Origin of the sequence: Microbacterium sp. ZW T5_56 (assembly GCF_044987425.1) — a bacterium.
Taxonomy (GTDB): Bacteria; Actinomycetota; Actinomycetes; order Actinomycetales; family Microbacteriaceae; genus Microbacterium.
In genome coordinates, this window is record NZ_JBJDRI010000010.1 from 70,548 (window position 1) to 95,429 (window position 24,882).

33 protein-coding genes are annotated in these 24,882 nt (G+C 66.2%); 21 read left to right on the forward strand and 12 right to left on the reverse strand.

Annotated features, from left to right (window positions below; all coding sequences use genetic code 11):
• Positions 1 to 12 precede the first annotated feature (12 nt).
• A complete protein-coding gene (locus tag ACI3KU_RS06820) occupies positions 13 to 840 on the reverse strand; it encodes an ABC transporter permease (RefSeq protein ID WP_404921544.1) in 828 nt (275 codons plus the stop codon).
• Positions 837 to 1,829, reverse strand: a complete 993-nt coding sequence (locus tag ACI3KU_RS06825; protein ID WP_404921545.1) for an ATP-binding cassette domain-containing protein — start codon at positions 1,827 to 1,829, stop codon at positions 837 to 839. The genes ACI3KU_RS06820 and ACI3KU_RS06825 overlap by 4 nt, the downstream gene beginning before the upstream one ends.
• Before the next feature lie 104 nt (positions 1,830 to 1,933).
• Here ACI3KU_RS06825 and ychF point away from each other — a divergent pair, with 104 nt between their 5' ends.
• From ychF to ACI3KU_RS06860, 7 genes are all read left to right on the forward strand, one after another.
• Entirely contained in the window at positions 1,934 to 3,007 is a 1,074-nt protein-coding gene (ychF, locus tag ACI3KU_RS06830) for a redox-regulated ATPase YchF (RefSeq protein ID WP_404921546.1), read from the forward strand.
• Positions 3,008 to 3,040: 33 nt separating this feature from the next.
• Positions 3,041 to 3,316 carry a type II toxin-antitoxin system RelE/ParE family toxin gene (locus ACI3KU_RS06835; RefSeq protein WP_404921547.1) on the forward strand — a complete coding sequence of 92 codons (276 nt, stop codon included), beginning with the start codon at positions 3,041 to 3,043 and terminating at the stop codon, positions 3,314 to 3,316.
• Positions 3,297 to 3,617, forward strand: coding sequence for a HigA family addiction module antitoxin (locus ACI3KU_RS06840; protein WP_404921548.1), 321 nt, complete (start codon positions 3,297 to 3,299; stop codon positions 3,615 to 3,617). The genes ACI3KU_RS06835 and ACI3KU_RS06840 overlap by 20 nt, the downstream gene beginning before the upstream one ends.
• 249 nt (positions 3,618 to 3,866) lie before the next feature.
• Positions 3,867 to 4,100: a hypothetical protein gene (locus ACI3KU_RS06845; protein WP_404921549.1), complete on the forward strand. Its 234-nt coding sequence runs from the start codon at positions 3,867 to 3,869 to the stop codon at positions 4,098 to 4,100.
• 48 nt (positions 4,101 to 4,148) lie between these two features.
• Positions 4,149 to 4,541: a VOC family protein gene (locus tag ACI3KU_RS06850; RefSeq protein WP_404921550.1), complete on the forward strand. Its 393-nt coding sequence runs from the start codon at positions 4,149 to 4,151 to the stop codon at positions 4,539 to 4,541.
• 79 nt (positions 4,542 to 4,620) lie between these two features.
• Positions 4,621 to 5,154, forward strand: a complete 534-nt coding sequence (locus tag ACI3KU_RS06855; protein WP_404921551.1) for a kinase — start codon at positions 4,621 to 4,623, stop codon at positions 5,152 to 5,154.
• Positions 5,155 to 5,284: 130 nt separating this feature from the next.
• Positions 5,285 to 5,995 (forward strand): hypothetical protein, encoded by a 711-nt coding sequence (locus ACI3KU_RS06860; protein ID WP_404921552.1) that lies wholly within the window; start codon positions 5,285 to 5,287, stop codon positions 5,993 to 5,995.
• A gap of 44 nt (positions 5,996 to 6,039) precedes the next feature.
• Here the strand turns inward: ACI3KU_RS06860 and ACI3KU_RS06865 are convergent, their stop codons facing one another.
• Positions 6,040 to 6,642, reverse strand: a complete 603-nt coding sequence (locus tag ACI3KU_RS06865) for a DNA-binding response regulator (RefSeq protein WP_404921553.1) — start codon at positions 6,640 to 6,642, stop codon at positions 6,040 to 6,042.
• Positions 6,639 to 7,799 (reverse strand): sensor histidine kinase, encoded by a 1,161-nt coding sequence (locus ACI3KU_RS06870; protein WP_404921554.1) that lies wholly within the window; start codon positions 7,797 to 7,799, stop codon positions 6,639 to 6,641. The genes ACI3KU_RS06865 and ACI3KU_RS06870 overlap by 4 nt, the downstream gene beginning before the upstream one ends.
• Positions 7,800 to 7,951: 152 nt before the next feature.
• On the opposite strand from ACI3KU_RS06870, the gene ACI3KU_RS06875 reads away from it, so the two are divergent.
• Positions 7,952 to 8,452 (forward strand): small multidrug efflux protein, encoded by a 501-nt coding sequence (locus tag ACI3KU_RS06875; protein WP_404921555.1) that lies wholly within the window; start codon positions 7,952 to 7,954, stop codon positions 8,450 to 8,452.
• 61 nt (positions 8,453 to 8,513) lie between these two features.
• Here the strand turns inward: ACI3KU_RS06875 and ACI3KU_RS06880 are convergent, their stop codons facing one another.
• Positions 8,514 to 9,725 carry an MFS transporter gene (locus tag ACI3KU_RS06880; RefSeq protein ID WP_404921556.1) on the reverse strand — a complete coding sequence of 404 codons (1,212 nt, stop codon included), beginning with the start codon at positions 9,723 to 9,725 and terminating at the stop codon, positions 8,514 to 8,516.
• 67 nt (positions 9,726 to 9,792) lie between these two features.
• Here ACI3KU_RS06880 and ACI3KU_RS06885 point away from each other — a divergent pair, with 67 nt between their 5' ends.
• The 6 genes from ACI3KU_RS06885 to ACI3KU_RS06910 all read left to right on the forward strand — a co-directional run bounded on the left by ACI3KU_RS06885 (position 9,793) and on the right by ACI3KU_RS06910 (position 14,035).
• The gene (locus tag ACI3KU_RS06885; RefSeq protein ID WP_404921557.1) at positions 9,793 to 10,155 is read left to right on the forward strand and encodes a MerR family transcriptional regulator; all 363 of its coding nucleotides are present in this window, start codon (positions 9,793 to 9,795) and stop codon (positions 10,153 to 10,155) included.
• 61 nt (positions 10,156 to 10,216) lie between these two features.
• Positions 10,217 to 11,017 (forward strand): alpha/beta fold hydrolase, encoded by an 801-nt coding sequence (locus ACI3KU_RS06890; protein WP_404921558.1) that lies wholly within the window; start codon positions 10,217 to 10,219, stop codon positions 11,015 to 11,017.
• 82 nt (positions 11,018 to 11,099) lie between these two features.
• Complete coding sequence (locus tag ACI3KU_RS06895; protein WP_404921559.1) at positions 11,100 to 11,753, forward strand: hypothetical protein; 654 nt, start codon at positions 11,100 to 11,102, stop codon at positions 11,751 to 11,753.
• A gap of 137 nt (positions 11,754 to 11,890) precedes the next feature.
• Positions 11,891 to 12,436: a hypothetical protein gene (locus ACI3KU_RS06900; protein WP_404921560.1), complete on the forward strand. Its 546-nt coding sequence runs from the start codon at positions 11,891 to 11,893 to the stop codon at positions 12,434 to 12,436.
• A gap of 82 nt (positions 12,437 to 12,518) precedes the next feature.
• Positions 12,519 to 13,328, forward strand: coding sequence for a DNA-formamidopyrimidine glycosylase family protein (locus ACI3KU_RS06905; RefSeq protein ID WP_404921561.1), 810 nt, complete (start codon positions 12,519 to 12,521; stop codon positions 13,326 to 13,328).
• Positions 13,325 to 14,035: an HAD family hydrolase gene (locus tag ACI3KU_RS06910; RefSeq protein WP_404921562.1), complete on the forward strand. Its 711-nt coding sequence runs from the start codon at positions 13,325 to 13,327 to the stop codon at positions 14,033 to 14,035. Before ACI3KU_RS06905 ends, ACI3KU_RS06910 begins: the two co-directional genes overlap by 4 nt.
• Positions 14,036 to 14,052: 17 nt before the next feature.
• Here ACI3KU_RS06910 and ACI3KU_RS06915 read toward each other — a convergent pair whose 3' ends face one another.
• A complete protein-coding gene (locus tag ACI3KU_RS06915; protein ID WP_404921563.1) occupies positions 14,053 to 14,658 on the reverse strand; it encodes a TetR/AcrR family transcriptional regulator in 606 nt (201 codons plus the stop codon).
• Between the two features lie 97 nt (positions 14,659 to 14,755).
• Between ACI3KU_RS06915 and ACI3KU_RS06920 the strand changes: the two genes are divergently transcribed.
• Positions 14,756 to 15,700 (forward strand): zinc-binding dehydrogenase, encoded by a 945-nt coding sequence (locus tag ACI3KU_RS06920; RefSeq protein ID WP_404921564.1) that lies wholly within the window; start codon positions 14,756 to 14,758, stop codon positions 15,698 to 15,700.
• Positions 15,701 to 15,816: 116 nt separating this feature from the next.
• Here ACI3KU_RS06920 and ACI3KU_RS06925 read toward each other — a convergent pair whose 3' ends face one another.
• On the reverse strand, positions 15,817 to 16,824 hold the full coding sequence (locus ACI3KU_RS06925; protein ID WP_404921565.1) for a hypothetical protein: 1,008 nt from the start codon (positions 16,822 to 16,824) through the stop codon (positions 15,817 to 15,819).
• Between the two features lie 107 nt (positions 16,825 to 16,931).
• On the opposite strand from ACI3KU_RS06925, the gene ACI3KU_RS06930 reads away from it, so the two are divergent.
• The 3 genes from ACI3KU_RS06930 (at position 16,932) to ACI3KU_RS06940 (ending at position 19,756) form a co-directional block, all read left to right on the forward strand.
• A complete protein-coding gene (locus ACI3KU_RS06930; protein WP_404921566.1) occupies positions 16,932 to 18,008 on the forward strand; it encodes a DUF4241 domain-containing protein in 1,077 nt (358 codons plus the stop codon).
• A gap of 77 nt (positions 18,009 to 18,085) precedes the next feature.
• Positions 18,086 to 18,952, forward strand: coding sequence for a GyrI-like domain-containing protein (locus tag ACI3KU_RS06935; protein WP_404921592.1), 867 nt, complete (start codon positions 18,086 to 18,088; stop codon positions 18,950 to 18,952).
• Between the two features lie 288 nt (positions 18,953 to 19,240).
• Positions 19,241 to 19,756 carry a CGNR zinc finger domain-containing protein gene (locus tag ACI3KU_RS06940; protein WP_404921567.1) on the forward strand — a complete coding sequence of 172 codons (516 nt, stop codon included), beginning with the start codon at positions 19,241 to 19,243 and terminating at the stop codon, positions 19,754 to 19,756.
• Here ACI3KU_RS06940 and ACI3KU_RS06945 read toward each other — a convergent pair.
• On the reverse strand, positions 19,749 to 20,183 hold the full coding sequence (locus ACI3KU_RS06945; RefSeq protein WP_404921568.1) for a VOC family protein: 435 nt from the start codon (positions 20,181 to 20,183) through the stop codon (positions 19,749 to 19,751). The two genes, ACI3KU_RS06940 and ACI3KU_RS06945, sit on opposite strands and share 8 nt — an antisense overlap.
• A gap of 65 nt (positions 20,184 to 20,248) precedes the next feature.
• On the opposite strand from ACI3KU_RS06945, the gene ACI3KU_RS06950 reads away from it, so the two are divergent.
• Positions 20,249 to 21,415: a hypothetical protein gene (locus ACI3KU_RS06950; protein ID WP_404921569.1), complete on the forward strand. Its 1,167-nt coding sequence runs from the start codon at positions 20,249 to 20,251 to the stop codon at positions 21,413 to 21,415.
• Here ACI3KU_RS06950 and arr read toward each other — a convergent pair.
• The 3 genes from arr to ACI3KU_RS06965 are packed head-to-tail and all read right to left on the reverse strand — an operon-like array spanning position 21,408 to position 22,882.
• Positions 21,408 to 21,815: an NAD(+)--rifampin ADP-ribosyltransferase gene (arr, locus tag ACI3KU_RS06955; RefSeq protein ID WP_404921570.1), complete on the reverse strand. Its 408-nt coding sequence runs from the start codon at positions 21,813 to 21,815 to the stop codon at positions 21,408 to 21,410. The two genes, ACI3KU_RS06950 and arr, sit on opposite strands and share 8 nt — an antisense overlap.
• Before the next feature lie 22 nt (positions 21,816 to 21,837).
• Positions 21,838 to 22,275 (reverse strand): alternative ribosome rescue aminoacyl-tRNA hydrolase ArfB, encoded by a 438-nt coding sequence (arfB, locus tag ACI3KU_RS06960; protein ID WP_404921571.1) that lies wholly within the window; start codon positions 22,273 to 22,275, stop codon positions 21,838 to 21,840.
• A gap of 22 nt (positions 22,276 to 22,297) precedes the next feature.
• Positions 22,298 to 22,882, reverse strand: a complete 585-nt coding sequence (locus tag ACI3KU_RS06965; protein WP_404921572.1) for a 1-acyl-sn-glycerol-3-phosphate acyltransferase — start codon at positions 22,880 to 22,882, stop codon at positions 22,298 to 22,300.
• 184 nt (positions 22,883 to 23,066) lie between these two features.
• Here ACI3KU_RS06965 and ACI3KU_RS06970 point away from each other — a divergent pair, with 184 nt between their 5' ends.
• On the forward strand, positions 23,067 to 23,468 hold the full coding sequence (locus tag ACI3KU_RS06970) for an MmcQ/YjbR family DNA-binding protein (protein ID WP_404921573.1): 402 nt from the start codon (positions 23,067 to 23,069) through the stop codon (positions 23,466 to 23,468).
• Positions 23,469 to 23,603: 135 nt separating this feature from the next.
• On the forward strand, positions 23,604 to 24,479 hold the full coding sequence (locus ACI3KU_RS06975) for a G5 domain-containing protein (RefSeq protein ID WP_404921574.1): 876 nt from the start codon (positions 23,604 to 23,606) through the stop codon (positions 24,477 to 24,479).
• Positions 24,480 to 24,488: 9 nt separating this feature from the next.
• Here ACI3KU_RS06975 and ACI3KU_RS06980 read toward each other — a convergent pair whose 3' ends face one another.
• Positions 24,489 to 24,851, reverse strand: coding sequence for a nuclear transport factor 2 family protein (locus ACI3KU_RS06980; RefSeq protein ID WP_404921575.1), 363 nt, complete (start codon positions 24,849 to 24,851; stop codon positions 24,489 to 24,491).
• Between the last annotated feature and the right edge of the window lie 31 nt (positions 24,852 to 24,882).

Consider the following 24,882-nt stretch of genomic DNA (forward strand, 5'->3'; position numbering starts at 1 on the left):
CCTCCCGCGATGTCAGGCCTTGCGCATGTAGGCGCGGACCGTCAGCGGAGCGAAGATCGCGACGATGATGGCGGCGCCGAGCAGCGAGATCCAGGCATCCCCTCCGAACGTGCCGCTGTTGGCGAGATCGCGTACCGCCGTGACCAGGTGCGACACCGGGTTGATGTTGACGAACCACTGCAGCCAGCTCGGCATCGTGTCGACCGGAACGAAGGCGTTCGAGAGGAACGTGAGCGGGAACAGGATGATCATCGAGATGCCCTGCACGCTGGACGCGGTGCGGGCGATCACGCCGAAGAACGCGAAGATCCAGCTGATCGCCCACGAGCAGACGATCACCAGGACGCCGGCCGCGATGACGGCGAGCAGGCCGCCGGCGGGGCGGAAGCCCATGATGTAACCCATCGTGAACGTCAGCGTGGTGGCGATGGCGTATCGAATGGTGTCGGCCAGCAGCGCACCCGACAGCGGGGCGATTCGGGCGATCGGCAGCGAACGGAACCGATCGAACACTCCCTTGTCCATGTCCTCACGCAGCTGAACGCCGGTGACGACGGAGGTCGTGATGACGGTCTGAACGAGGATGCCGGGGATGATCACGGGCAGATACGACGCGACATCGCCGGAGATCGCACCGCCGAAGATGTACGTGAACATCAGCGTGAACAGGATGGGCTGCAGGGTGACATCCATCAGCTGCTCGGGCGTGCGCCGAATCTTGATGAGGCCGCGGCCAGCCATCGTGAACGTGTTGCTCACCGCGAGCCCCAGGCCCGCGCGGGCTTTCAGAGATCGCTCGGCGGCGGGAACGATGGGAGTGGCGGCGACGAGAGTGCTCATACGGAAACCTCTTCGCGTGAGGTGGAGGAGTCGGTGTCCTCCGCGGAATGGCCGGTGATGGTGAGGAAGACCTCGTCGAGCGTCGGCTTCTGCACACTCATCTCGGCGAGGTGGATGCCGGTCTCGCGCAGCGTGATGAGGAGGTCGGCGATGCGGTCGGCATCGGCCATCGGCGCCGTGATGCGCGAGGCTTCGGGGGAGAGGGTGCCGCGGACGCCGAGCGCGTGCTCGACGATGCGGAGGGCGTCTTCGGTGTCGGCGCTGTCGCGGACCCGAAGGTGCAGCGATGAGGTGCCCACCGAGGCCTTCAGCTCATCGGCGGTGCCCTCGGCGACCACGCGGCCGCGATCGATCACGGCGATGCGGTCGGCCAGCTGGTCGGCTTCGTCCAGGTACTGGGTGGTGAGCAGCACGGTGGATCCGGTGCGGACGAGCTCTCGGATGGTGTCCCACATCTGCCCGCGGGTGCGCGGGTCGAGCCCCGTCGTGGGCTCATCCAGGAAGATGAGCGGCGGTTGTGCGATGAGGGACGCGGCGAGGTCGAGTCGGCGGCGCATGCCTCCCGAGAAGTCCTTCAGTGGGCGCCGCGCGGCCTCGGTCAGTCCGAAGCGGTCGAGGAGGTCTGTCGCCTTGGTTCGCGCTTCCGCGCGGCTGAGGCCCAGCAGGCGGGAGAAGATCATCAGGTTCTCGTTCGCGGAGAGGGTTTCGTCGACGGAGGCGAACTGCCCGGTGACTCCGATGAGCTGGCGGACGATGTGGGGTTCGCGGACCACGTCGTGGCCGAAGACGCGCCCAGTGCCGCCGTCCGGTCGAAGCAGGGTCGCGAGCATGTTGATGGTGGTGGTCTTGCCTGCGCCGTTTGGTCCGAGCACGCCGTAGACGGTGCCGGTGCGGACCTGCAGGTCAACACCGTCGACCGCCCGGTTCGTGCCGAACACCTTCACAAGGCCGTCGGCCTCCAGGGCCCAGTCGGTGGTGGGATTCGTCATGGTTCGATCGTGCCGAGACCGACTTTCACGGCACTGTCGTCGCACTTTCTGGCTCTTTTCCGCGCGGACGCGGGCGTGACGTGCGCCCCGTAGACTGGTCTGTCGTGGCCCTGACTATCGGAATCGTGGGACTGCCCAATGTTGGCAAGTCCACCCTCTTCAACGCGCTGACCCGCAACAACGTGCTCGCAGCGAACTACCCGTTCGCGACCATCGAGCCCAACATCGGCGTGGTGAACCTCCCGGATCCCCGCCTGGACAAGCTCGCTGAGATCTTCGGCTCCGAGCGCATCCTGCCGGCGACCGTGTCGTTCGTCGACATCGCGGGTATCGTCCGCGGCGCCAGCGAGGGTGAGGGCCTCGGCAACCAGTTCCTCGCGAACATCCGTGAAGCCGACGCCATCGCCCAGGTCGTGCGTGGCTTCGAAGACGGCGACGTCATCCACGTGGACGGCGAGGTCAACCCCCGCAACGACATGGAGACGATCAACGCCGAGCTCATGCTCGCCGACCTCCAGACCATTGAGAAGGCCCTCCCTCGCTACGAGAAGGAGGGCAAGCAGAAGAAGGTCGACGGCGCCGTGCTGGAAGCGGCGAACGCCGCGAAGGACTCGCTCGAGCGCGGGCAGCTGCTGTCGACCTCGGGACTGGACCTCGCACCGATCCGCGAACTCGGCCTGCTGACCGCGAAGCCGTACATCTACGTGTTCAACGTGGACGAGGCGATCCTCACCAGCGAGGAGAAGAAGGCGGAGCTGTCCGCTCTCGTCGCCCCCGCCCAGGCCGTTTTCCTGGACGCGAAGATCGAGTCCGAGCTGATCGACCTCGACCCCGCCGACGCGCAGGAGCTGCTGGAGGCGACCGGACAGAGCGAGTCGGGCCTGGACCAGCTGGCCCGCATCGGCTTCGCGACGCTGGGTCTGCAGACCTACCTGACCGCCGGTCCCAAGGAGTCGCGCGCGTGGACCATCCCGCAGGGCGCCAAGGCCCCGCAGGCCGCCGGCGTCATCCACACCGACTTCGAAAAGGGCTTCATCAAGGCCGAGGTCATCTCGTTCGAGGACCTCGTCGCGACGGGTTCTGTGGTGGAGGCGCGTGCGAAGGGCAAGGCGCGGCTCGAGGGCAAGGACTATGTCATGCAGGACGGCGACGTGGTGGAGTTCCGGTTTAACGTCTAGCGTTATTGACGGACTTCGTTATAGTCTGGTCGCGTGATCAGATCGTTCGGCAACAAGGACACCGAGCGTATCTGGCATGAGCAGTACGTCAAGCGCTTTGACCGGACGGTGCAGCGGGCGACCTTGCGGAAGCTCGAGCTGATCCATGCGGCGAAGGATGTCGAGGATCTCAGGGTCCCGCCAGGGAATCGCCTGGAGCGTCTGGTCGGCGACCGACGCGGGCGGCACAGCATCCGCGTGAACGCGCAATGGCGTCTCTGCTTCGTCTGGAGAGAGGGAGGTGCGGACAATGTCGAACTCGTCGACTAGCACTGAGAGCGACCTGATCGAGCCGATCCACCCGGGAGAGATCCTGATGGAGGATTACATCGAGGGCTTCGGGATCACGCAGAATAAGCTCGCCGTGTCCATCGGTGTGCCGCCGCGCCGGATCAACGAGATCGTGCACGGCAAGCGGGGCATCACGGCTGACACGGCGATCCGGCTGGCGCGGTATTTCGGAACCTCCGAGGAGCTCTGGATGAACCTGCAGTCGAACTATGAACTGCGGCTCGAGCGCCGAGCGCTGCGCGACAAAGTCGCTGCGATCACGCCGCTGAAGGTCGCATGACCTCTGGGGTGACCGGCTCGGAGAGTTCTCGTCTGATCATCATCCGCGGGAACTCGGGCAGTGGGAAGTCGCATTTGGCGCAGGCGATCCGAGCTGCGCGAACGCGCGGCGTGGCGATGGGTGTCGGCTGACACCTTCGCAACGACGAAGCGGCTGCACTGATGTCAGCGCCGCCGCCTCGCCGTCTGTTCAACTCAATCGGATCGACCTCCGACTAGTGTCTGAATCGATCGGAGGTGCGAGATCAGCATGGCCTTCAGCAAACAACAGCACGACGCAGTGTGCCACGCCTTCTATCTGGCGGACTACGACGGTGATCTGCGCACACTTCCGGATCAGCCGGACGGCGTGATCGTCTTCGTCGTCGAGCTGACCCACCTCACGGGTGATGCCCGGTCGCTTGAGATCGTGCTGGAAGCGCTGCTGGGCCGTCGAGTGATGGTCATGGGAGACATCGGCTCCGCCACTCAGGCGTTCGAGTAAGCGGCGAGGTCTCGATTCAACGTCGGAGGCCCCGGCTACGGTCGGCGTATGACGATTCACCTCGAAGGCATCACCGTTCTCGCCGATGATGTTGCGGCACTTGCTGATTTCTACGAGCACGCGCTCGGCTGGCACGTGGAGGTTCGTGAAGAGGCGTACGTTGCGTTCGGGGGACAGGGGGTGCGCGTCGCGATCTTCTCTCGTCCGCTCATGAGCGGGAACACCGATGGGCATCCCGCGTATGCCCTTCCGTTCACCGGACAGGCGTTCGAGTTGAACCTTCAGTGTGAAAGTGCGGACGAAGTGGAGCGGCGCTACGATCTGCTGGTCGCTGCCGGGGCAACGCCAACCGGACGCCCGGCGCTCCGCGAGTGGGGTCAGTTCTCTGGGTTCTTCGCCGACCCGGAGGGAAACATCCACTCTCTATTCGCGAATGTGTAGTCAGTGTCATCATTCCAATGCAAGCTCGGAGGATGAATCGAAGGCGAGCCGAGCAGATGTGCTGCCGTACGGTGGGTGCGTGACAGGATCTGAAAGCTCCCGACTGATCATCATCCGCGGGAACTCGGGCAGCGGGAAGTCGCTTCTTGCGCATGCGATCCGCGCGGCAAGGCCACGGGGCGTGGCGATCATCGGGCAGGACGTGCTGAGGCGAGAGGTCCTCCATGTTCGCGATCATCCCGGCGCGCTGAGCGTGCCGTACATCGACATGTCGGTGCGGTTTGCGCTCGATAACGGGCTCGATGTCGTGGTTGAAGGGATCCTGCATTCCGAGAGCTACGGCGCGATGCTCACGCAACTGCGGCTTGATCACGTCGGTGTGACTCGCTGCTACTACTACAAGCTCGATCTTGACGAGACGCTCCGCCGCCACCGCACCAAGTCTCTGGCCGCCGAAGTCTCGGGGTCTGACATCGCGTCGTGGTACCGCGGCGATGATCGCGTGATCCCTCTTGACGAGTCGGTGTTTGACGCGAGCGTAACTACCGCGGATGCGCGAGACCGTGTGTTTGCGGACTCCGGATGGGGTCCGACGCCGCAACCACATTCGTAGTCGAGGGAAGCCTCGATGGCGGGCCAGTTTTGGGGTGCCGAACTGGCGGACGGGTGGACCGACACGCGGCCGACGCCGCCGTCACCGGGCCTTCGTCGAACTTCTGACTCGGGTCTGCCAATATGGCGTCATGTCTCGCACGGCGAAGTTCTCCAGCATCATGGCTGCGCTCGCGGTGGCCGCCATCGGAATCGCCGGATGCACCGCCGCCCCGTCAGCGGCACCTGAGACGGTCGAGACATCCCCTGCCGCAACGCCGGTCACCGCGGCATCTCCGACGCAGGCAACAGTGCCAATTGCTGAGGCTTCACCAACGCCGGAACCGACGGAGTCAGAGGCGTGCGCCCGCATGTCGGACGTCTCCGGCGACGGTGGACTGTACGGGGAGCGGAAAGGGACGCTCCGCGACCTGGGCGCTCGTGAGTTCGCGCAGGGCGAGGTGACATTCGATGCGGACGGCAATCCAGCGACATACACCGTCGAGCCCGGCGATGTCGAAGCCGTGATCGCTGAACGGCTCTGCGCCTACCCGGCTCTCGGCTCTATGAACCATGTGCGCATGATCCAACCGGGGCAGGTGCTGTGGCTCACTCCCGATCCGTCGATTCCCTGGCTGTCCCTCTTCGCCCCCGATGACGCGCCAGAGGGGTTCCAGCAGCTTCCGTACGAGGAGGCAATCGAAGCCGCAGGCGAAGCAGTGGATTCGGGCGACGTGGACGCCGTGCGGGAGATATGGAACGAGACGCTCAAGGGCATGTTCGTGAACCAGGAGACGATCGACACCGTCCAGAACATTGTTGACTCCGGAGACCTCGACGCACTTCGTCAGCTCTTCTCCTGACGCCCCCGGCGAAAGAGCCTCCGTGTGCGCAGTACCCGCCCCGCTCAGATCCACCCGCGCTCGTGCGCGTGGATCGTCGCCTGCTGTCGGCTGGCGAGACCCAGCTTGCCGAGCACTGCTGAGACGTGATTGCGTACGGTTCCCGGCGACAGATGAAGGACGGCCGCGATCTCGGTGATCGTCTCTCCACGCGCACCGGCACGCAGCACATCGAGCTCTCGGTCGGTGAGCGGGCTGCGCTCGTCGCTCAGCGCATCGGCGGCGATCTCGGGGTCGACATAGCGGCGTCCTGCTGCGACCTCGCGGATGACCGCGGCTACGTCGTCGGCGGGTCGAGATTTCGGCAGGAACCCGTGGACGCCCGCGCCGAGCGCCCGCCGAAGCACCCCTGGGCGTGCGTGACGGGTGACGATCACGCAGCGGGTCGGGACGCGTCGGAGGATCTGCGCGGCTGTGTTCACGCCGTCGAGACCGGGCATCTCGAGGTCGAGGAGGCACACATCTGGGCGCAGACGTTCAGCGTCTGTGATCGCGGTCTCCCCGTCACGGCACTCGCTCACGACCTCGAGGTCCGGCTCGAGACGGAGAAGAGCCGCCAGGGCCGTGCGGATCATGTCCTCGTCGTCAGCGATGAGCACACGGATCATGACACCACATCCTCGGGCACCGAAACGGTCACGCGGAATCGATCGCCATCGTGCTTGGTTTCCACAGCCCCACGCTCGCTCTCCACGCGCTCGGCGATGCCGGCCAGACCGCTGCCCCCGCTGCCGCCTGTCGAGCGGGCATCATTCTCGAGCGTGAACACCCACGCCCCGCGATCGCGGAGGAGGGAGAGGGCGGCCCAGCCTCCGCCACCATGCTTCAGCACATTCGTCGTGCACTCGCGAACCACGGGTCCCAGCACGTCGGCGGGGGCATCGGCGGCATCAGGTGCCATGACGAGATCGACGCGCAGGCCGGCCGCGCGCAGCAGGTCGGCGGCGTTTGCGAGCTCGTCCGGAAGCGGTACACCGCGGAAGCGCGTGGCCAGCTCTCGAGTGCCACGGCGCGCTTCGTCGACACTCGTACGGGCGAGTCTCACCTGCTGAGCCGCCGCGGCGGGGTCGCGCGCGAGCATCTTCTCGGCGAGCTCGAGCTGCAGAGCGATGACCTGCAGGTGATGTCCCTGCAGGTCGTGAAGATCGTTTGCGAGGCGCAGGCGTTCCTGGGCTGCGGCGAGACGTCCCTCGGCACGGCGGGCGCGGTCGAGCTCGCGCACGATGTCCCACCACCACAGCGACGTTGCCGACACCGGTGGAAGCATCGCGACGAGGAGACCCAGCGCGGCGAGCTGGGACATGTGTCCTGCGGGGTTGAGGCGGGTCGCCTCGATGACCCACGCCGCAATGATCATCGCGACGAGCAGCAGCACGAGCCGGATCCGGATGCGGGCCCGCCACCGAATCAGGCACAGCGACTGCGCTGCCAAGGCGGTGCCGAGCAACAGGGACCCACCGGTGGCGCCGACGAGGATCGCAGAGGCGATACCCGCGAGCACGAGCGGCCACACGGGTCGGCCCGCCGTTGCCTCGCCGTCGTCCAGCGGTTCTCGCCAATAGCGCACGAGCAGCAGGACGGCGGCCGCCGTCGAGCCGGACGCGCCGATGAGGAAAAGCACAGTCGTCGGCACAGGCTCATTCGATGCCACCACGAGTGTCCACACCGAGAGGCCGAACACCTGCAGCGCCATGATCGAGACCGCCGTGTACCACCACGTGGCACGAACGTCGCGTGCGTGGGTAGCGGGTGGGGAAGTGCTCACGTCGGCAACTGTACGGCCATGACATTTGTCATGGACCGCCGAACGAATCCTCCCGGCCCGTCATGACACTCTGACACTGCCGCGGAGCGGGCGCTTTCGATGGGATGGAATCACCGCGGAGCACACCGCGGACTCACCCCTCGGGAGCAGCAATGTCGAATATCGTGTCCGACCTCGTCCTCGGTTTCCAGAACCTTGTCGCGGGGGTGCCGGACCTCGTTCAGCCGCTTGTCGTGGCACTGGCCGGCGCGGTGCCCTTCATCGAGGGAGAAGGTGCCGCAGCTATCGGCATCATCGGCGGCATCCATCCGATCGTCGCGGCCCTCTCCGCAGCAATCGGAAATCTCATCTGCGTGGCGATCGTCGTGATGGTGACCTCGCGAGTCCGTACCGCCGTGACGAAGCGCCGCACAGGCGGAGACACGCCCGCCACTGCTCGGCGAGAGAAGTTCGAGCGTGCTTATCACCGATACGGAACCCCCGGCGTGAGCCTGCTCGGCCCGCTGCTGCTGCCCACGCAGTTCACGGCTGCCGCACTCACCTCGACGGGCGTGCCACCGGTGCGCGTGCTCGCCTGGCAGGCGGCCGCGATCGCCCTGTGGACCACGATCGTCACGCTGATCGCCACGGGTGTCATCGGCGCCGTGGCCTGACCGCGATCACCCGCAGCACTGTCGTCTCTCGCCCGTCCTCTCGGCATCTCGAGGAGCGCCGTCATCGCCGCGGGCTCAGCGATCGTCTGGCGCGAGGGAACCCGTGGCGGTGCGCCGCGATCGTCACGATGAGGGCCGTTCCGACGAACACCAGGGTCCACCAGGGGAGAGATGCGGCCCCGGTGGTGAGGATGAGACCTCCACCGAGGGCGCCCGCGGCGATGCCGATGTTCCAACACGTGACGATCAGAGACTGAGCGATATCGCTCGCGGCGCCCGCGACGTCGGCTGACGCGGTCTGTAGCAGTGTCGCTGTCCCGCCGAAGCCGAGCCCCCAGACTGCAGCCGAGAAATAGACCAACCCGGCGACGCCCGATGAGACGCCCAGCAGAAGTGTGGCGGCCGCGAACAGAGCGCAGGCAGCGATCATCAGGCGGCGAAGGTGTCGGTCGATCAGCGCGCCGGTGATCCCGATGCTCGCGAGAGCTGCGACGCCGAAGATCAAGAGCACGAGGTCCACTCGATATCCCAACCCGTACTCGTCGAGAAGGGGCGCGATGTAGGTGTACAGCAGGTTGTGTGCGAGGACGAAGGTCAGCGTCACGATCAGCACGGCGGCGATTCCGGGGGTGCGCAGAACGTGACGGAACGGTACTCGTTCCGTCGCGGTTGTGCCGGCGAAATCGGGGACGGCGGCGATCACCCGCACGATCAGCGCGATGGTGAGCACCGTGACGATTCCGAACGTCCACCGCCACCCGATGAGGTTCGCGAGAGAGGTGCCCGCGGGGATGCCGATGGATAGGGCGATGGGCGTGCCGGCCATGGCGATCGCGGTGGCTCTGCCGCGTTGATGGGCGGGGACCAGGCGCCGGGCGTAGCCGGCGAGGAGCCCCCACAGCAGACCGGCGGCAGCGCCACCGATGACCCGCGCAACGATCGTCACCGCGAACAGGGTGGACAGCGTAGCGGTCGCGTTCGACAAGACAAAGCCGACGAGAGCGAGGACGAGGAGTCGTTTGCGCGGCCAGCGGACGGTTGCGGCGGTCAGCGGCACGGCTGCCGCAGCCGATCCGATCGCATAGACGGTCACGAGCTGTCCCGCGACCGATTCGGTCACTCCGAGATCGGCACTCATCGCGGGCAGCAGGCCCGCGGGCAGCGCCTCCGTGAGAATTGTGAGGAAACCGGCCGCGCCGAGGGCGACCAGGTTTGCGATCGGCAATTTTTCCGAACGTCGGGCGCCGTTGAACGGGGGAGTGGCGGTAGTCATTCGGCTACTGTCGATGCTTGACACTAATGTCAAGGTCAAATCCACTGGGCGAGAAGGGAAGTCGCGCATGAGAATCGGTGAACTGTCCACGCAGACCGACACCCCGGCGCGTTCCCTGCGCTACTACGAGGAGCAGGGACTGATCGAGCCGAAGCGGCTCCATAACGGCTACCGCGACTACGACGACTATCTGGTGGACCGCGTGATCCAGATCCGAGGACTTCTCGAGGCAGGCCTTCCCACGCGCATCATCAAGCAGATCCTGCCCTGCCTGGACAAGCCGCGCACCATTCATTTCGCCGACGCGACGCCGGAGATGCTCGCCACCCTGCAGCGCGAACGTGATCAGATGACTCGGCGTATCGAGTGCCTGATCCGCAACCGCAACGCCATCGACGGCTACCTCGGTGCCGTCAGTGAATTGGCCTGACGAACTCGGGTTCCCTGCTCATTTGACCATGACATTGGTGTGATGGTTTTACGGTTCCTCTATGTCATCACAGAGCATCTGGTCCACCGAACGCGGCCACGGCATGCCCGTCGTCATGATCCACGGCTACACCGTCGATCATCGCGTCCTGCTCCCTCTCGAAGCCGCCTTCTCCGGGGAGGCGAGTCTTCGGCGGATCTATGTCGACCTGCCCGGTCACGGCAACAGCCCCCGCCTCCCCGGTGTGACAACGGCGAGTGCGCTCGCGGACGCGGTGATCGACTGGATCGAGAACACGATCGGGAGCGAGCCCTTCGTCGTGGTCGGCCAGTCCTTCGGCGGGCAGATCGCGCGTGCCGTCACTGCTCGCCTCGGGGTGCAGGTCCTCGGAATGGCTCTGCTGGTGCCTGTCGTCACCTGGGGCGAGGATCGGATTCTGCCCGCGATGACGACCGTTGGTCGAGATGAGGCGCTGCTTGCACAGCTCCCCGCCTCAGAGCGGGAGCTCTTCGCGGCCGTCATGACCCGATTGGACCAGCCCGGATGGGAACTCTTCACCACGCACATCCTCCCGGGGTGGGAGGCTCATGACCGCGACGCAGCTGCGGAGCTCGAAGCCGAGTTCCTCCTGCCTCGACTTCCCGAGGCGACAGCCGCGCCGCATGACGGACAGCACCTGTTGATCACCACGCGAAACGATGCGCTCGTGGGGTGGCACGACCAGTTGAGCCTGCTGGAGCACTACCCCCACATGAGCACCGCGATCCTCACCGACGTCGGTCACAGCCCCCAGGTTGAGTCGTCGGCTGTCGTCTGCGACCTCATCGGTCACTGGCTCGACCGGCTCGAGCTGCAGGGCTGACGGAGGACAGGGCTGATCGCGAGTCAGTTGTGAGTGTCATCCGTAGGTTGACACTCACAACCCTCGCCCGTACGCTCGCCCCATGGACGAATCACCGGCGCATGGCTTGTCGCTTGCCGACCTCGCTTCCCTCGTGGAGGCGGGTGGGCAGGGGACGCCGTCCCGCGCCGGCGACGAGGTCCTGATGATCCAACACGCGGATGAGCTGGTGCGTCGTTCGCGTGAGCGCCTGCAGGAGCTCGTCTCCATCGCGCGTACGCACGATGTTTCCTGGCAGGAGATCGGCGACACGCTCGGCGTGAGTCGGCAGGCCGCGTTCAAACGATTCGGCAGCAGGAATGAAGGAGAGATGATGACGGCATCGGTGACAGACCTTTCGGATCGCACGAGCGAGGTGTTCGCGCACTTGGACGCCGGTGACTACGAAGCGGTGCGAGCGCACATGACCTACGCCTGCAGTCGTGCGCTGAGCAGGCGCAAGCTGATGGGCGTGTGGGAGCAGGTCCGGAGTGAATCCGGCCGCCTGGATGCCTGCGTCGATGCGACGACACAGACTCCGGATGGCAGCACGGCGCTCGGCAAACTCGCCAATCGGCACCTGAGCACCGGCGCGATCGTGCAGGTGACCCTGCAGCACGAGGCCGGCGAGTGGATCGGTCGTGTGGCCTATAACGGCACCGGCAAGATCACCGGCATCCTCATCGCGGCTCCCGGCTCACGCGACCTACCGTTCTGAGCCCGGGAAGGCGCCGCTGTGTAAGCTGTCGGCGGGTTCGGCGCAGAGACCGGCGCGTATCCGAGGGGGGAATCGCATGATCAGCTCTGTCGACAACGACCGACACGACTCCGACCGGTGGGCTGGGGTGAACTGTGATGTCTGACGCCGTGTTGGTGGTGCGATACCGGGAGCCCGATCGCACCTTCGCGGAGCAGAAGCTTCGGCGTCTGATGCGCACGAGGTCGATCCTGATCATGGTGCTTGCGCTTCTGATCGCTCTCTTCGGTCCAGGGTTACTCCTCTTCGCGATGGTTGAAACGCGTGATTTCTCCGTGGGCGGCGTCCTCGTCACCATCGTGCTGTTCATGATTCCGGTTGCGATGTGTGTATTCGCAGTGCGGCAGCTTCGGCGAAAGGCTTACCTCCCCGAGCTGGCGGTCACGATCACGCCGGACGCCGTGATCTTTCCTGCGATCGACCGGTTGACGGCGCTCTCTCCCCGGCTCCGTGCCGAGGAGTGGGTCCGCGACGGAACGCGCGCCGAGATCCTCGCACCAGCCGGTCTGAGTGCAGCCCGTGTGGTGTTCACGCGACAGGACAACGGCAAGCGGCGTCGGCGCGCGATCGCGGCCGGCACCCTCGACGTCGACCCCCGCCTCATCGTGGACGTTGTGAACAGCGCACGAACCTCCGAGCAGTGAGCATCGGGCGCTCCGACCGCGGCGATGACAGCACACATGCAGGTCCTCGCCATGCGTGACCCGGCGGTGCGAGGATGGGCGCATGCCCGAGTCTCCTGAGGTGCAGGCGCTGGTCGAGTTCGTCGATGAGCGGGTCGTCGGTCGCTCGATCACCGACCTGGATGTTGCCGAGTTCCGCGTCGTGAAGACACGCGATCGTCCTCCGGCTTCGCTTGTCGGGGCGACGATCAACCGCGTGCAGCGCTTCGGCAAGCACATCGGATTCCAGACGACCGCCGGGTGGCTGATGGTGGGATTCGGGCGCAACGGGTGGCTTCGCTGGCGCGATGCCGGTGAGGCGATCGATGAGCCGCCGGTTCCGGAGGTCATGCGGATCGGCTTTGACGATGGCGTGCGGATCCAGGTGGTCGACACGGGGGACTTCCTCGCGGTCACCGCCGCGGTTGTCGATGTTCCCACGGACGTCTCCGGTATTGCCGCACTCGGTCCTGATCCGCTGGCACCCGAGTTCTCGCGAGACGATCTCGAACGGGCGCTCGGGACGCGCCGGAAGCAGATCAAGGCCTTGCTGCAGGAGCAGCCGTCGATCGCAGGCATCGGCAACGCGTACTCCGACGAGATCCTGCATCGCGCGCGATTGCCGCACGGCCTGCATGCGGTCGCCCTCGATGAGTCAGCGCGGGAGCGGCTGTATGACGCGATCGTCGACATCATGCGGGGTGCCCTTGAGGATCGCCGCGGCGTGGCGCCGGAACGGCTCAAACAATCGAAAGTCGAGGCGATGATCGTCCACGGGCGCGGCGGGGAACTGTGCCCCGTCTGCGGCACGGTGATCGTGGACGAGGTCTTCTCCGGGGCATCCGCCCAGTTCTGCCCGCACTGCCAAGCATGAGCAGGGTCCGTGTCGTCGGGTTCGACCTCGACGGAACCCTGTTCGATCACCGCGGATCCGCCACGACGGGCGTCCGGGAGTTCCTCCGCGGGCTGGGTGTGGAGCCGACAGATGAGATCGTCACCTTCTGGTTCGCCGTCGAAGGAGCCGAGTTTGAACAGTGGCGAGCGGGACGGATCACGTTCGGGGAACAGCGGCGGCGTCGCCTCAGGCGCGTTCTCGCCGAGTTGGGTATCAACCACACCGATGACCCGGACGATCTCGACCGTCTCTTCGACCGATACCTGATCGACTACGAGCGGGCTTGGCGACTGTACCCGGACGTCACCGAGGTCTTGGCGATGCTCCGTCAGCGCGGCCTACGTCTGGGGCTGCTGACCAACGGAAGTGAGGATCAGCAGCGCCGGAAACTGTCAGTGACAGGTCTTGACGACCACTTCGACGCCATCTGCGTGTCCGAAGCAATCGGCGCACAGAAACCGGATCGGGCTGCCTTCCTCGCCCTCGCGCGATCTCTCCAAGTCGAACCCCACAGCTGCCTCTTCATTGGGGACAATCCAGAGCAGGATGTTGTCGGTGCTATCAGGGCGGGAATGCGTGCAGCGCGGATCGAGCGCGATCGCGCGGGCGCGCCGGGACTCGCGGCGGTCATCGACGCCGCATTGGCAGCGGCTGCCGACGAAGGGCCGGAGGCGTGGCATCTGTAGGAATCCCGTAGCGGAAGCTAGCTCGTCGCGCGCAGTGCCTCCGGCAGCATCGCGGATAGGAGATCGACGATGTCTTCGTGGTTCGTGATCGTCCCCTGCTCGAGCGCCAACAAGGCTGCATGGACGACACCGGCGCTCACGAATTCCGCGATGAGATCGATCTGCGCGTCATCGCGGTCGTCGTAGGCCCGGGCGATCGTGTCGCGCGTGTAGAGGGCGAACCACGAGACCATGTTCGCGACCACGGAGGAGCGGGAACCCTCGGCGAACGAGTACTCGATCACGGCACGCTGATCCGCCAGCATGGCGACCACCCGCGCGAGTCCCGCGTGCGCGGCGTCGGAACCGGAGACGCCAGAGCTGCGAGCACGAATGTCCTCCTCGGCGAGCTCATCGAAACCGGACGTCACCACATACGCCGCAAGATCCTCGACCGCTGAGAAGTGCGTGTAGAACGTTGAGCGCCCGACCCCGGCCCGTTCACAGAGCCAGCTCACGCTGACGCGCCGCACGTGTTCGGTCGCGGCGTCTTCGTATGCAGTGCGGAGCTGCCGACGGGTGGACAGAGAGTTCGGGTCGGACGCGTCCCGCAGCCGGGCACGGCGCTGAGTCTGGGTGATCATTCCACTCCTGGTAGACAGTGTCTATCGTGTCGTAAGCTAACGTCGAGCGGCGTGAGCGCCGCGGATGATCTATTCAGTCTGGACGAAGGACGTGACCATGAAGGCGTGGCTCCTCGATGAAGTTGACGGCGACCTGCGGGAGGCGGAGGTCCCGCGACCGACGCCCGGCCCCGGTCAGGTGCTCGTGGAAGTGGTGGCCTCCGGGCTCTGCCACAGCGACGTCGGGTACATGGAGGGTGTGATTCCGCTCACGATCCCGTTGCCGGCGATTCTCGGCCACGAGGTGTCGGGCCGCATCGCCGAACTCGGGGAGGGGGTCACCGACTGGAGCATCGGCGACGCCGTGGTGAGCGCGATCTCGCCCGAGGATGCACCGGGCGTTTCGCGTGACGGAGCCTATGCCGAGTACGTGCTGATCACGGCGGATCGCCTCGTGCGCCTGCCGGAAGGCATGGACTGGTCGCAGGCCGCTGCCGCGACGGATGCCGGCCTCACCTCCTACACGGGCGTGGTCGTCTACGGCAAGGTCCAGCTAGGTGACCGGGTCGGCATCGTCGGCCTCGGCGGGCTGGGCATGACCGGCGCGCAGATCGCCGTCGCGAAGGGCGCGACTGTGGTGGGGGTCGAGCCGCGCGAAGCGCTCTGGGAGACGGCAAGGAGCTTCGGGGTCAGCGAGGTTGTCGCCGATGTCGCTGAGCTCGAAGGCCGCGATCTCGACGTCATCATCGACTTCGCCGGATTCGGCACGACGACATCCGGAGCCATCCGCGCCGTGAAGACGCGTGGTCGCGTGGTGCTTGTCGGGCTCGGACGTTCCGAGTGGACTCTGAACTCCATCGACCTGGTCAGCCGCGCCGTCGACCTGCAGGGCGCGACGGTTGCGGGGGTGCCGGAGCACCTGGAGGAGGTCATCGAGCTGATGGGCGACGGTCGCGTCGTGGTCAAGGCGGAGGAGATCGGGTTCGCCGAGATTCCCGACGGGCTCGAGCGGCTGCGCCGTGGCGAGGTCAACGGTCGCCTGGTCGCCCGTCTCGACGCGTGAAACTGCGGACGTCCGAGTCGCTCTGAGGACCTCTGGCAGCGGCACCGGACGGAGCGCATCTCGGCACTCAATGCCGAGGTGCGCACGTCCGTTCGCGTAATGACCGACAAGTCTCGTCAGTCCTTCTCGACGTCCACTTCCACCTCAAGTCCGCCGCGAGCCTCCTCGGGAAGCTGCGCCAGCGCGCGTTCCAGGGTGGCGGCATCCGCGTCATTCGCCGCACGGAACACCGCTCGGGAATCCGTGGTCCACACGAGTCGGATCAAGGCGAGCGTCGGCGCATCGAGCTGCGCCAGCATGACCCGCACTTCGTCGCCGGTCCCGTTCTGGCCAAGCTGGACCAGCGGACTGCCGAAATGCACCGGGATCAGTGGCGGGGGAGCGACGGCCTGCACGATCGCCTGCGCTCCCGGAACATCGGCCTCGTTCTCAAGAATCAGCGTGATCCGGTCCTGATCACCGCGCACACCGATCACCGGGAACGCCGGATTCACCTGAGCCCACGACGACTCCGTGTCATCGAGCCACTGCCCGGGCGCTCCCTCAAGTCGGATCGCCAATCCGGAGTCACTCACCGATACGTACGCGCCACCCGGGCCGGCAAGCGGCGCGAGCCGCTCGGGTGCCGAATGAGCGAGAGCGAAGGCCGTCGCCAGGTCCGGTTCGATCACGATGCCGACGCCCGTGATGCGACTGTCCTGCGACGGTCCGCGCAGCGTCACGTTGGTGACCAGGGGATCGGCCGCGATGTCTGATGCCGCGGTCACCGCGGCCGCGGTCACTGCGTCGTCGCCGAACACGGGCAGCGTGATGTCGCCGGCTGGGGCGGTGACAGAGACCCGGACGGGCTCGTCACCGTGTTCGCGGATGAACGCGCTGAGCCGCGTCAGCAGTTCCGCCGTGTCCGCGTGAGCGAGGTCGTGAGACAGCGTCACCTCTGCCCGCACGCCGTCGGTGAACGGCATGTTGTCGCCCGTCGTGAGCTCCATCTCGGCGATGGCTGGATCTCCACGAAACTCCTGCGAGAAATCCGAACGCGCGCCCGTGCACCCGGTGAGTGCGAGTGCTGCCGCCACGATGGCGCCGATACCCGCCCATCGCGTTCGTCGTCGCCCCTGTCCCATGCGATCAGCCTAGGGCGATCCGCGTTGGTCAGGAGACATGACGAATCTGCTGGCTCGGCGGCTCACATCTGGGTATCGCCGTGGTCGGCGACGGTAGCGTTGGCCACATGGCAGACACGAACGTGTGCGCATCTCCCGAGGAGCGCGTCCAGAAGTTCATGGCGGAGTACGAGGCGCAATGGCGGATCGCGGCTCCCGAGTTCGAGATCCGGGACCCTGAGCATCCGCGTCGGGCGTTCGTCGTCTGGGGTGAGCTCATGGCGGCGACGCGGCACAACCACTTCTCGGAGACGTCGAGTCTCGACCTCGCAGGGTCCTTCGGGAGGCCGGCCGAGTACGGTCCCGAGGCTGAGGAGTTCGTGCGCGTGGATGTCCACGGGGACACTGCGTACGTGATCACGCAGACCACCTCGGTGGTCAAGAGCCTGCACGAGTATGCCCTGCAGCGCGAAGGATCGGATTGGCGGATCGTCGCGATCGCCGACCACTACGGCGAACCGACGGCGCCGTTCGTCGACCGGGTCACCATCGAGTCGAACCTCGCCACGAGCAAGCCCGACGCTCCGTTCACCGATGTGCCCCCGGAGCAGCGCTTGCTCGATGAAGTACGCAACTTCACCGAGCGTGACGTCGCGCGCCCGGACGACCAGCACACGATTCGAGCGGAGGTCTCATCCGTCGGAACTCTCACCACCTCCAGCGGCGCGCTCGCGGTCATCGACTTCGGCTACGACAACGACGACGCGCGTCCGCTCGCGCGTCGGGTGGCGCCCGGTTCGTATCCCATCGAGCGCGTGACCGCGTTCGGCCGCAACGCGGCGGTCCGGGTGCGTTTCAGCGACCACGAGCCGGTCGCGTGGCATCCGGCTTCGCTTCCTGAGAGCGGTCACGTCATCGGCGTAGACGCCGGGTGCGTGTGCATCGTCGACTACGCCGCATACGCGTCGATGTCACGCCGCGACAAGGCCGCGGCTGATGGCACCTACCTGGCCGCCGCGCGCCCGGCCGCGATGACCTTCGGGCTGCCGACGGGTGACGTCGGCGTCGTCGTGGATTCAGGCTACGGCGACGGCAGCTACCCCGTGTACTGGGGCGTGGATGCGCAGGGCGACATCGCGCAGCTGGTGGTCGATTTCCTGGTGCTCGTCACCGCAGATGAGAACGGCGTTCTCATCGCTCTCTGAGACCCGATCGGATCGGTCTCGGCTGATCGGGCGCGCGTGCGCGGCCCACCGCAGAGTGGATATCGAAGGGAGCCATGATGATCGAGATCCTCAACCGCATCGTCGACGAGATCGAGTCGCATCTCGGCGCCGACATCGATATCGATGCGCTCGCGGCGCGATCGGGAACCACGGGATACCACGCGCGGCGGATGTTCTCGTCGCTGGCGGGCATGCCGGTATCCGAGTATGTCCGTCGGCGCCGCATGACCGTGGCGGCAGCGGACGTCGTCGGCGATGACGATCTGCTCTCCATCGCGGTGCGATACGGATATGGGTCGATCGAAGCCTTCGGTCGCGCCTTCCGCGCCGTGCACGGTGTCAGTCATGGCGACGTACGTCGCGACGGTGGCCCCCTTCGCAGCCAACCACAGCTCAGGTTCCGCCTGACCGTCGAAGGGAGCATCTCCATGGATGCACGAATCACTCACCGACCCGCCTTCCGCCTTGTCGGTCATGCCGCGCGGGTTCCGCTCATCCACGAGGGCGTGAATCCGCACATCCAGGCCCACATCGCGGGTCTTCCTGTCGAAGAACACGCACGCCTGAAGGCTCTCAGCAACACCGAGCCGCGCGGGCTGCTGCAGGTGAGCGACGACGTGGACGCCGACTACAGCGAGGGCGCGGAGCTCACCTACCTGCACGGGGTGGCCGTGACGGAGAACGCTGCGGTCCCCAACGCTCTCGACGTGATCGAGGTTCCGGACGGCTCATGGGCTGTCTTCCGTTCTGAGGGTCCATACCCCGCGGCCCTGCAGTCGGTGTGGGCCGCAACAGCGACCGAGTGGTTCCCTTCTAACCCCTGGCGACTGCGGCCCGGTCCGTCGATCGTCGCCGTGATCGACCGCTCGGAGGACTTCAGCACCGCCACGTGCGAGCTGTGGCTTCCGATCGAGCGCGCCTGACGTCAGGCGCGTGTGAACGGGCGAGCGCGGCGTGAACCCGCGCGAGCGACACGCGTCGTGCTCGTCACCGTTCCCAGCATGCGACCATCCGACATGACTCGGTAGGTTCCGCACCGACACTTCTCGTAGCGGATCCACCCTTCGCTCGTGGCGTGCGCTGATTCCTGAACCCAGTCATGCTGGTGCGCTTCGCTGTACATCGTTCCTCCTGCTCGTCGTTGCCGACGCCCGCTGGTGCCGTCTTCTCGACTGTGATGCAATGAGTCAGTGCAGTTCAACCATGACAACATGACGGGTCCGCTGTTGGCGGCGGACCTGGTGACGCTGGCGGGTCGGGGGTGGAGTCGCGCGGCCGTCGCCGAGCTGCTCACCGAACACGCCATCCGTCGACGTGAGCTGTCGGAGGAGGCGTGTGAGCGGTTGCGCTTATGGGCGATGGAGCTGCGCGCCGCGTTCGCGGCCCGTTCCGTGCCGGAGCGGATCGAGGCCATCAACGCGCTCCTGGCCGTGGGTACATCGCATGCGTATCTGACCACGCATGATGAGCTCCGCCCGCACCTGCACTTCGCGGCCGAGAACGATGATCTCGTCGCGCGTGTGCAGGCCGTCACAGCCGGAGGTCTGGCGATCTTCTCCGTGGAGGCGGAGGGAACACGGCTCGGCGCGTGCGAGCGCAGCGGATGCCCCGCAGTGTTCGTGGACACCAGCCGCAACGGTCGCCGCGCGTACTGCAGCACCACGTGCGGCAACTACGAGGCGGTGCGCCGTCATCGCGGAGCCGCTCGTGCCTGTGGGATCAGCTGATCCGCTCGGCGAGACCCAGCAGGATCGACTCCGGGCCACGGACGTAACACAGGCGATAGACGTCCGCGTAGGCGACGACCTCGCCGACGAGTTCTGCGCCGTGGTCCCGGAGCCGGACGAGGACATCGTCCAGATCCTCCACCTCGAACATCACGCGAAGATAGCCGAAGGCGTTCACCGGCGCGTCTCGATGATCCGCGATCACGTCCGGTGCCCGGAATCGTGAAAGCTCGAGGCTGACGTCCCCGCCCGGCGTCCTCATCATGGCGATGTCGACCTGTTGATCCATCAGTCCCGTCACACGACCCGCCCAGGGGTCGTCAATCGATGCGCGCCCATCGAGCACCAACCCGAGCGCCTCGAAGAAGGCGATCGTGGTGTCGAGGTCCTGCACCACGATCCCGATGTTGTCCATGCGCACTGTCATGGCGTCAGGCTACGCTGTGATTCCTCGCCAGGGGTGGCCGAGGTGCGAAAGTGCGAGGGGGCGTCATGGCGAAGCAGACGGACGTGCAGCGGAAGTGGAGCGCCGAGCGGCGGCTGGCGGCTCGGCGCCGTGGTCTGCGCTATCACGGTGGACCGTACATCGTCGATGACGTGTACATCTGCAGCTTCTCGTCGTGGATCGGACGCACCGATCGCCGCACCGGGCTGAGTTCGATCAGCTGGGAAGTCAAGGTCAAGCCACGCGCGATCGACGAGGTGTACTGGGCGGCTGTCGTGCCCGGCAAAACGCCACCGCGCGTTCCCGTGCATCGCCACCTGAGTGGTCTCAGCGCTTCACCACTCTCGATCGCGCGCGGCAGCATGGAGGTCTCAGACGATGACCCCGCCGATTGGGAGGGGGTGTTTGACGAGTTCGAGCGAGCCCGCCTCACGTTCATCGAAGAGACGCCCACGTTGGCAGCCTTTGCGGATCTTGTCGTCGACCCCGCGAGGAATCGCAGCGTTCACGATCTCCGGCGGCAGATCTGCACGCTGGCCGCTGCGGGCCGCGTCGACGACGCGTTGACGCTCTTAGCGGCAGCGATTGCAGGCGGAAACCGTGGGTCGTACTTCTGGGAGGCCGGAGAGTTCGAGTACTTGGATGCCTACCTTCGCGGCCCGGCGGCGTACGTAGACTTCCGCGAGGCACTCCGCCCCACGCACACGATGACGTATCTGGAGGAATCCCGCCCGCGGATCTCAATCACGATCTCCCGTAATCGAGATCGCAACGGTTTCCTTTTCTCGCTCTCGCGGCTGGACGGAACGGAGCGCTGGGCGATCATCCTGGATGCGGATGGCGGTGTGCCCAACACCGACGTTGCGCAGCTCCGCTACATCCAGTGCGCGGGCAGCGCCGAGCGCATGACTGTCGAAGTGTGTCTTCCTGGTGCCTCCGTGCCGGGATTCGTGGCCATCCAATCGGTCGTGGGGCGGCACGTCTCCGTCGCTCAGCCGATCGATCAGACGATCTCCCTGCCCTCCGTGGAGGTCACCGTCGCAGCTCACGAGGTGTTCGACGCCGCCGCGGCAGCCGAACTGTTCGACGCCTTCTTTCTCGCCGATGACCTTCCACCCGGTTTCGCGCTGCGGCCGTTGGGTGGCTTCACCGCTGACGGCGAGCGCATCGACTTCCCACAACAGGGGTGGTCGCGCAGCAAAGATCTCAGTTGATGATCTCGCCGCCGTTCGCGTTGATCGCGGCGATGCGGTCGCGCCAATCCTGCAGCACCTCCGGTGCGAGGCGTGTCCAGTCATCGACCTCCGCGAGCACCCGCAGGGGCGCGGTGCTGCGATAGGAGCGGGTCGGATTGCCGGGGAACTTCTTGTCGGTCACGTTCGGATCGTTCTCGAACTCGCCGGTGGGCTCGACGAGGTAGACCCGCGGCGCACCGTCGCCCGCGGCCAGTTCCGCCGCGAGCCCTGCTCCGTCCTTCAGCGCCGTGAAGTAGATGTGGTTCATCACGATCTCCGGCCGATAGTTCGAGCGGAATCCGGCGGTGAGGAGGTCGCCGATGGTCAGGTTCGCCTTGGTCCCGTGGAAGAACGGGCCGTCATCGAGGACTGCGTTCATCCTGACAGCGTAGGCCGCGCCGTCAGTCCGAGGCAGGAGGTCGCCGATTCTGCTTCGTCTCGCTGCGACTGCGCTTCGCCTCCAGACGGCGACGCTGCGAAGACCGCGTTGGTCGCGTTGCCCGTCTCGGCGTCTCTGGCGCCACGGCCTCCCGGATCAACTGGGCGACCCGCTCGCGCGCAGCCATGCGGTTGCGCAGCTGCGATCGATGCTCGCTGGCGGTGACGATCAGCGTGGTGTCGCTGATGCGGGCAGCGAGTTGGGCGACGACTCGCTCGCGCTGAGCGTCGGGGAGGGGCAGCAGCGTGAGGTCGACGGACAGTTGAACGCGGGAATCGGCGGTGTTGACGCCCTGACCCCCGGGGCCGGAGGCGTGGGAGAACTGCTCGACCAACGCGGAAGCGGGAATGATGAGCCCGCGAGGAATGCCCGGGCCGGGCATCACGCGAAGATCATCCATGCCTCCAGTGTGCCGCATCGGCTCAGCTGGGCGCGTTCGGGTCCTGCTCTTCGCGCAGCCGCGGCTCCACGCGGTGCTCGGGGCGCAGGCCTGCCTTGTCCGCGTAGAACGCACGAATGCGATCCATGTCGGCCGAGATGTCGCCGGTGAGCCCCAGCGTGGGCCCGAGCCCGGTTGTCATGGTGGTGCGGTCGACATAACCGAGCGTCACCGGCATCCCCGTTTCGCGGGCGATGCGATAGAACCCGCTCTTCCAGTGGGTGTGACCGCTCCGAGTGCCGTCCGGAGTGACGACGAGGCTGAACACCTCACCCGAGCGGATGCGATCGACGACCTCGGCAACGACGCGACTCGGGTCGGAACGGTCAACCGGGATGCCGCCCAGCCGGCGCATGATGCCTCCGCGCCAGCCGCGGAACAGGCTCTTCTTGCCCAGCCAGCGAACATCGATGCGCAGTGACCAGGCGATGGCCAGCATCAGCACGAAGTCCCAGTTCGACGTGTGCGGAGCGCCGATCAGGATGCTCGGGCGGGTAGGGGCGGGCTCGGAGACCAGCCGCCACCGAGACAGTGACCAGAACAGGCGCGCGATCAGCCGAGAGAGCATCCCTCCACCGTAGGCGAGCGCATATGCTCACCGCCGTACGTGAACACCCGCAAGTTCCGGCGCGTCGCGCCGGAGAGCGGTGTCGTGGTGGGCACCTAAGTTGTCGGGAGTGCGCGGGGCCGCTGTTTCGCTTTCACCTCGGGCACGCGTGCCTGATGTCGGAAGCCACCCGTACGCTCGGACCATGCCAGTGATCGATGAGGTGCGCCGTATCGCGGACGATCTGCCGGGCAGCGAGGAGCGCGAGACGACGGCCGGTCCGGCATGGTTCGTACGCAACAAAGCCTTCGTGTGGGAGTGCCGAGCCTGGCCGAGCATCCCGGCGGAGCTGCGCGAGATCATCGAGCGGGAGCTGGTCGTCGGGGTGAAGGTCGCCCAATCGATCGACGCCGAGGCACTGCGCGAGATGCATCCCGACGTGTTCTTGGCACAGACCACACGTTGGGGTGAGCCGAAGATCGCGTTTCGCATGGGCGGGATCGATGCCGAGCATCTTGAGGAGCTCATCATCGAGTCCTGGCGCGTTCAGGCTCCCCGTTACCTCCGCCGGGAGCTGGACGAGCGGATGGGCTTCGCTGAGTCGTGACGCATTGGACGGTGAGGGACGGATTCCGTAAGCTGTCCGGAACATTCGAACCCGTCCCCGGCCCCGATGCGACAAAGCTGTCGCGCGCTCAGAAGCGGCTCCGTCCGTGTGGTGGAGGGTTCGGGAGAGGAACCTATGCGGCCCGACGCTCGCGATCCCACGTCTCCGATGCCCGCGCAACAGCAGCGCTCTCTGTTCGGCAGGGTGCCCTGGTGGGCCTGGATCGCCATCGGCGGTGTGACGGTGATCCTGGCTGCGGTTCTTGCGCCGCTGCTGGTTCTGGCTTCTCTTGTCGTCCTCGTGGCCGGCATCATCAGTCTGGCGCGCGGCACGCCGACCTGGCTGGGGCTCCGATCCCGCCGCACCGCCGCAATGACGGTTGCGGGTGCGGCCGTTGTCCTCGTGATCGCCTCCGTGATCACCTCGGTGACTCAGCACGCCGACAAACCTTCGGCGAGCACGCCTGTTGGCTTTGCCGCCATGGAGCCCACGCCCACTACTCACACGGAGCGAGCCGCGACGGCGCCCGCCCCGGAAGCTGTGCCGACCCCGGTGGTCGTGGTGAGCGAACAGACCGTCACCGAGCCCATCGCATTCACCGAATCCGTGGTTGACGACAACACCATCCCGCAGGGCGAGACGCGCGTCACGACCGTCGGCCAGCCGGGCGAGATCGCGGTCGTGTATCGAGTGACGACGGTCGACGGCATCGAGACGGAACGGGTCGAGGTATCCCGCACAACGACGGTGGAGCCAGTCGGACAGGTGATCGCCAACGGCACATATGTCCCGCCGCAGACCTTCGTCGGCGGAGTGGAGGAAGCGGTCGCGGAGGACGACGGATGCGACCCGAACTACGCGGAAGCGTGCGTCCCCATCGCATCCGACGTCGACTGTGCCTGGGGTACCGGCGACGGACCTGCCTACTTGGACGGCGTCGCCCGCGTCATCGGCTCCGACATTTATGGCCTCGATCGCAACAACGACGGCTGGGCGTGCGAGCGAGACTGATCCGCATGGTCACTTCTTTCGGGCGATCCACCAGTCCGTGAACTCCACGGCGCGGCCGTCGTCATCGAAGCGCACGAGCCAGAGGTTGTCGTATGTGCCCTGCTTCGCACCGGTCGGATAGGTGGTGACACCCCGAATGGCGGCGGCATTCGCATCTTCCGCGGCGATGGACCACTCGAACTCCCAGGTGCCGGGTTCGTCGCGCTCTGCCAACCAGAACGGGACGATCTCGTCAATGCCGGAGGCGATCTGCGACGCGTTCGGACGCGGATGGTAGACCGCGTCCGGCGCGAAGACCGCGGAGATGTCGGCGGGGTCGTTCGTCCGCCACGCGGTGAGGTAGCGCGCCACGAAGTCGGTTGCGTTTGTCATGGAGCAAGTCTGGCTCGGGCCTCCGACATTG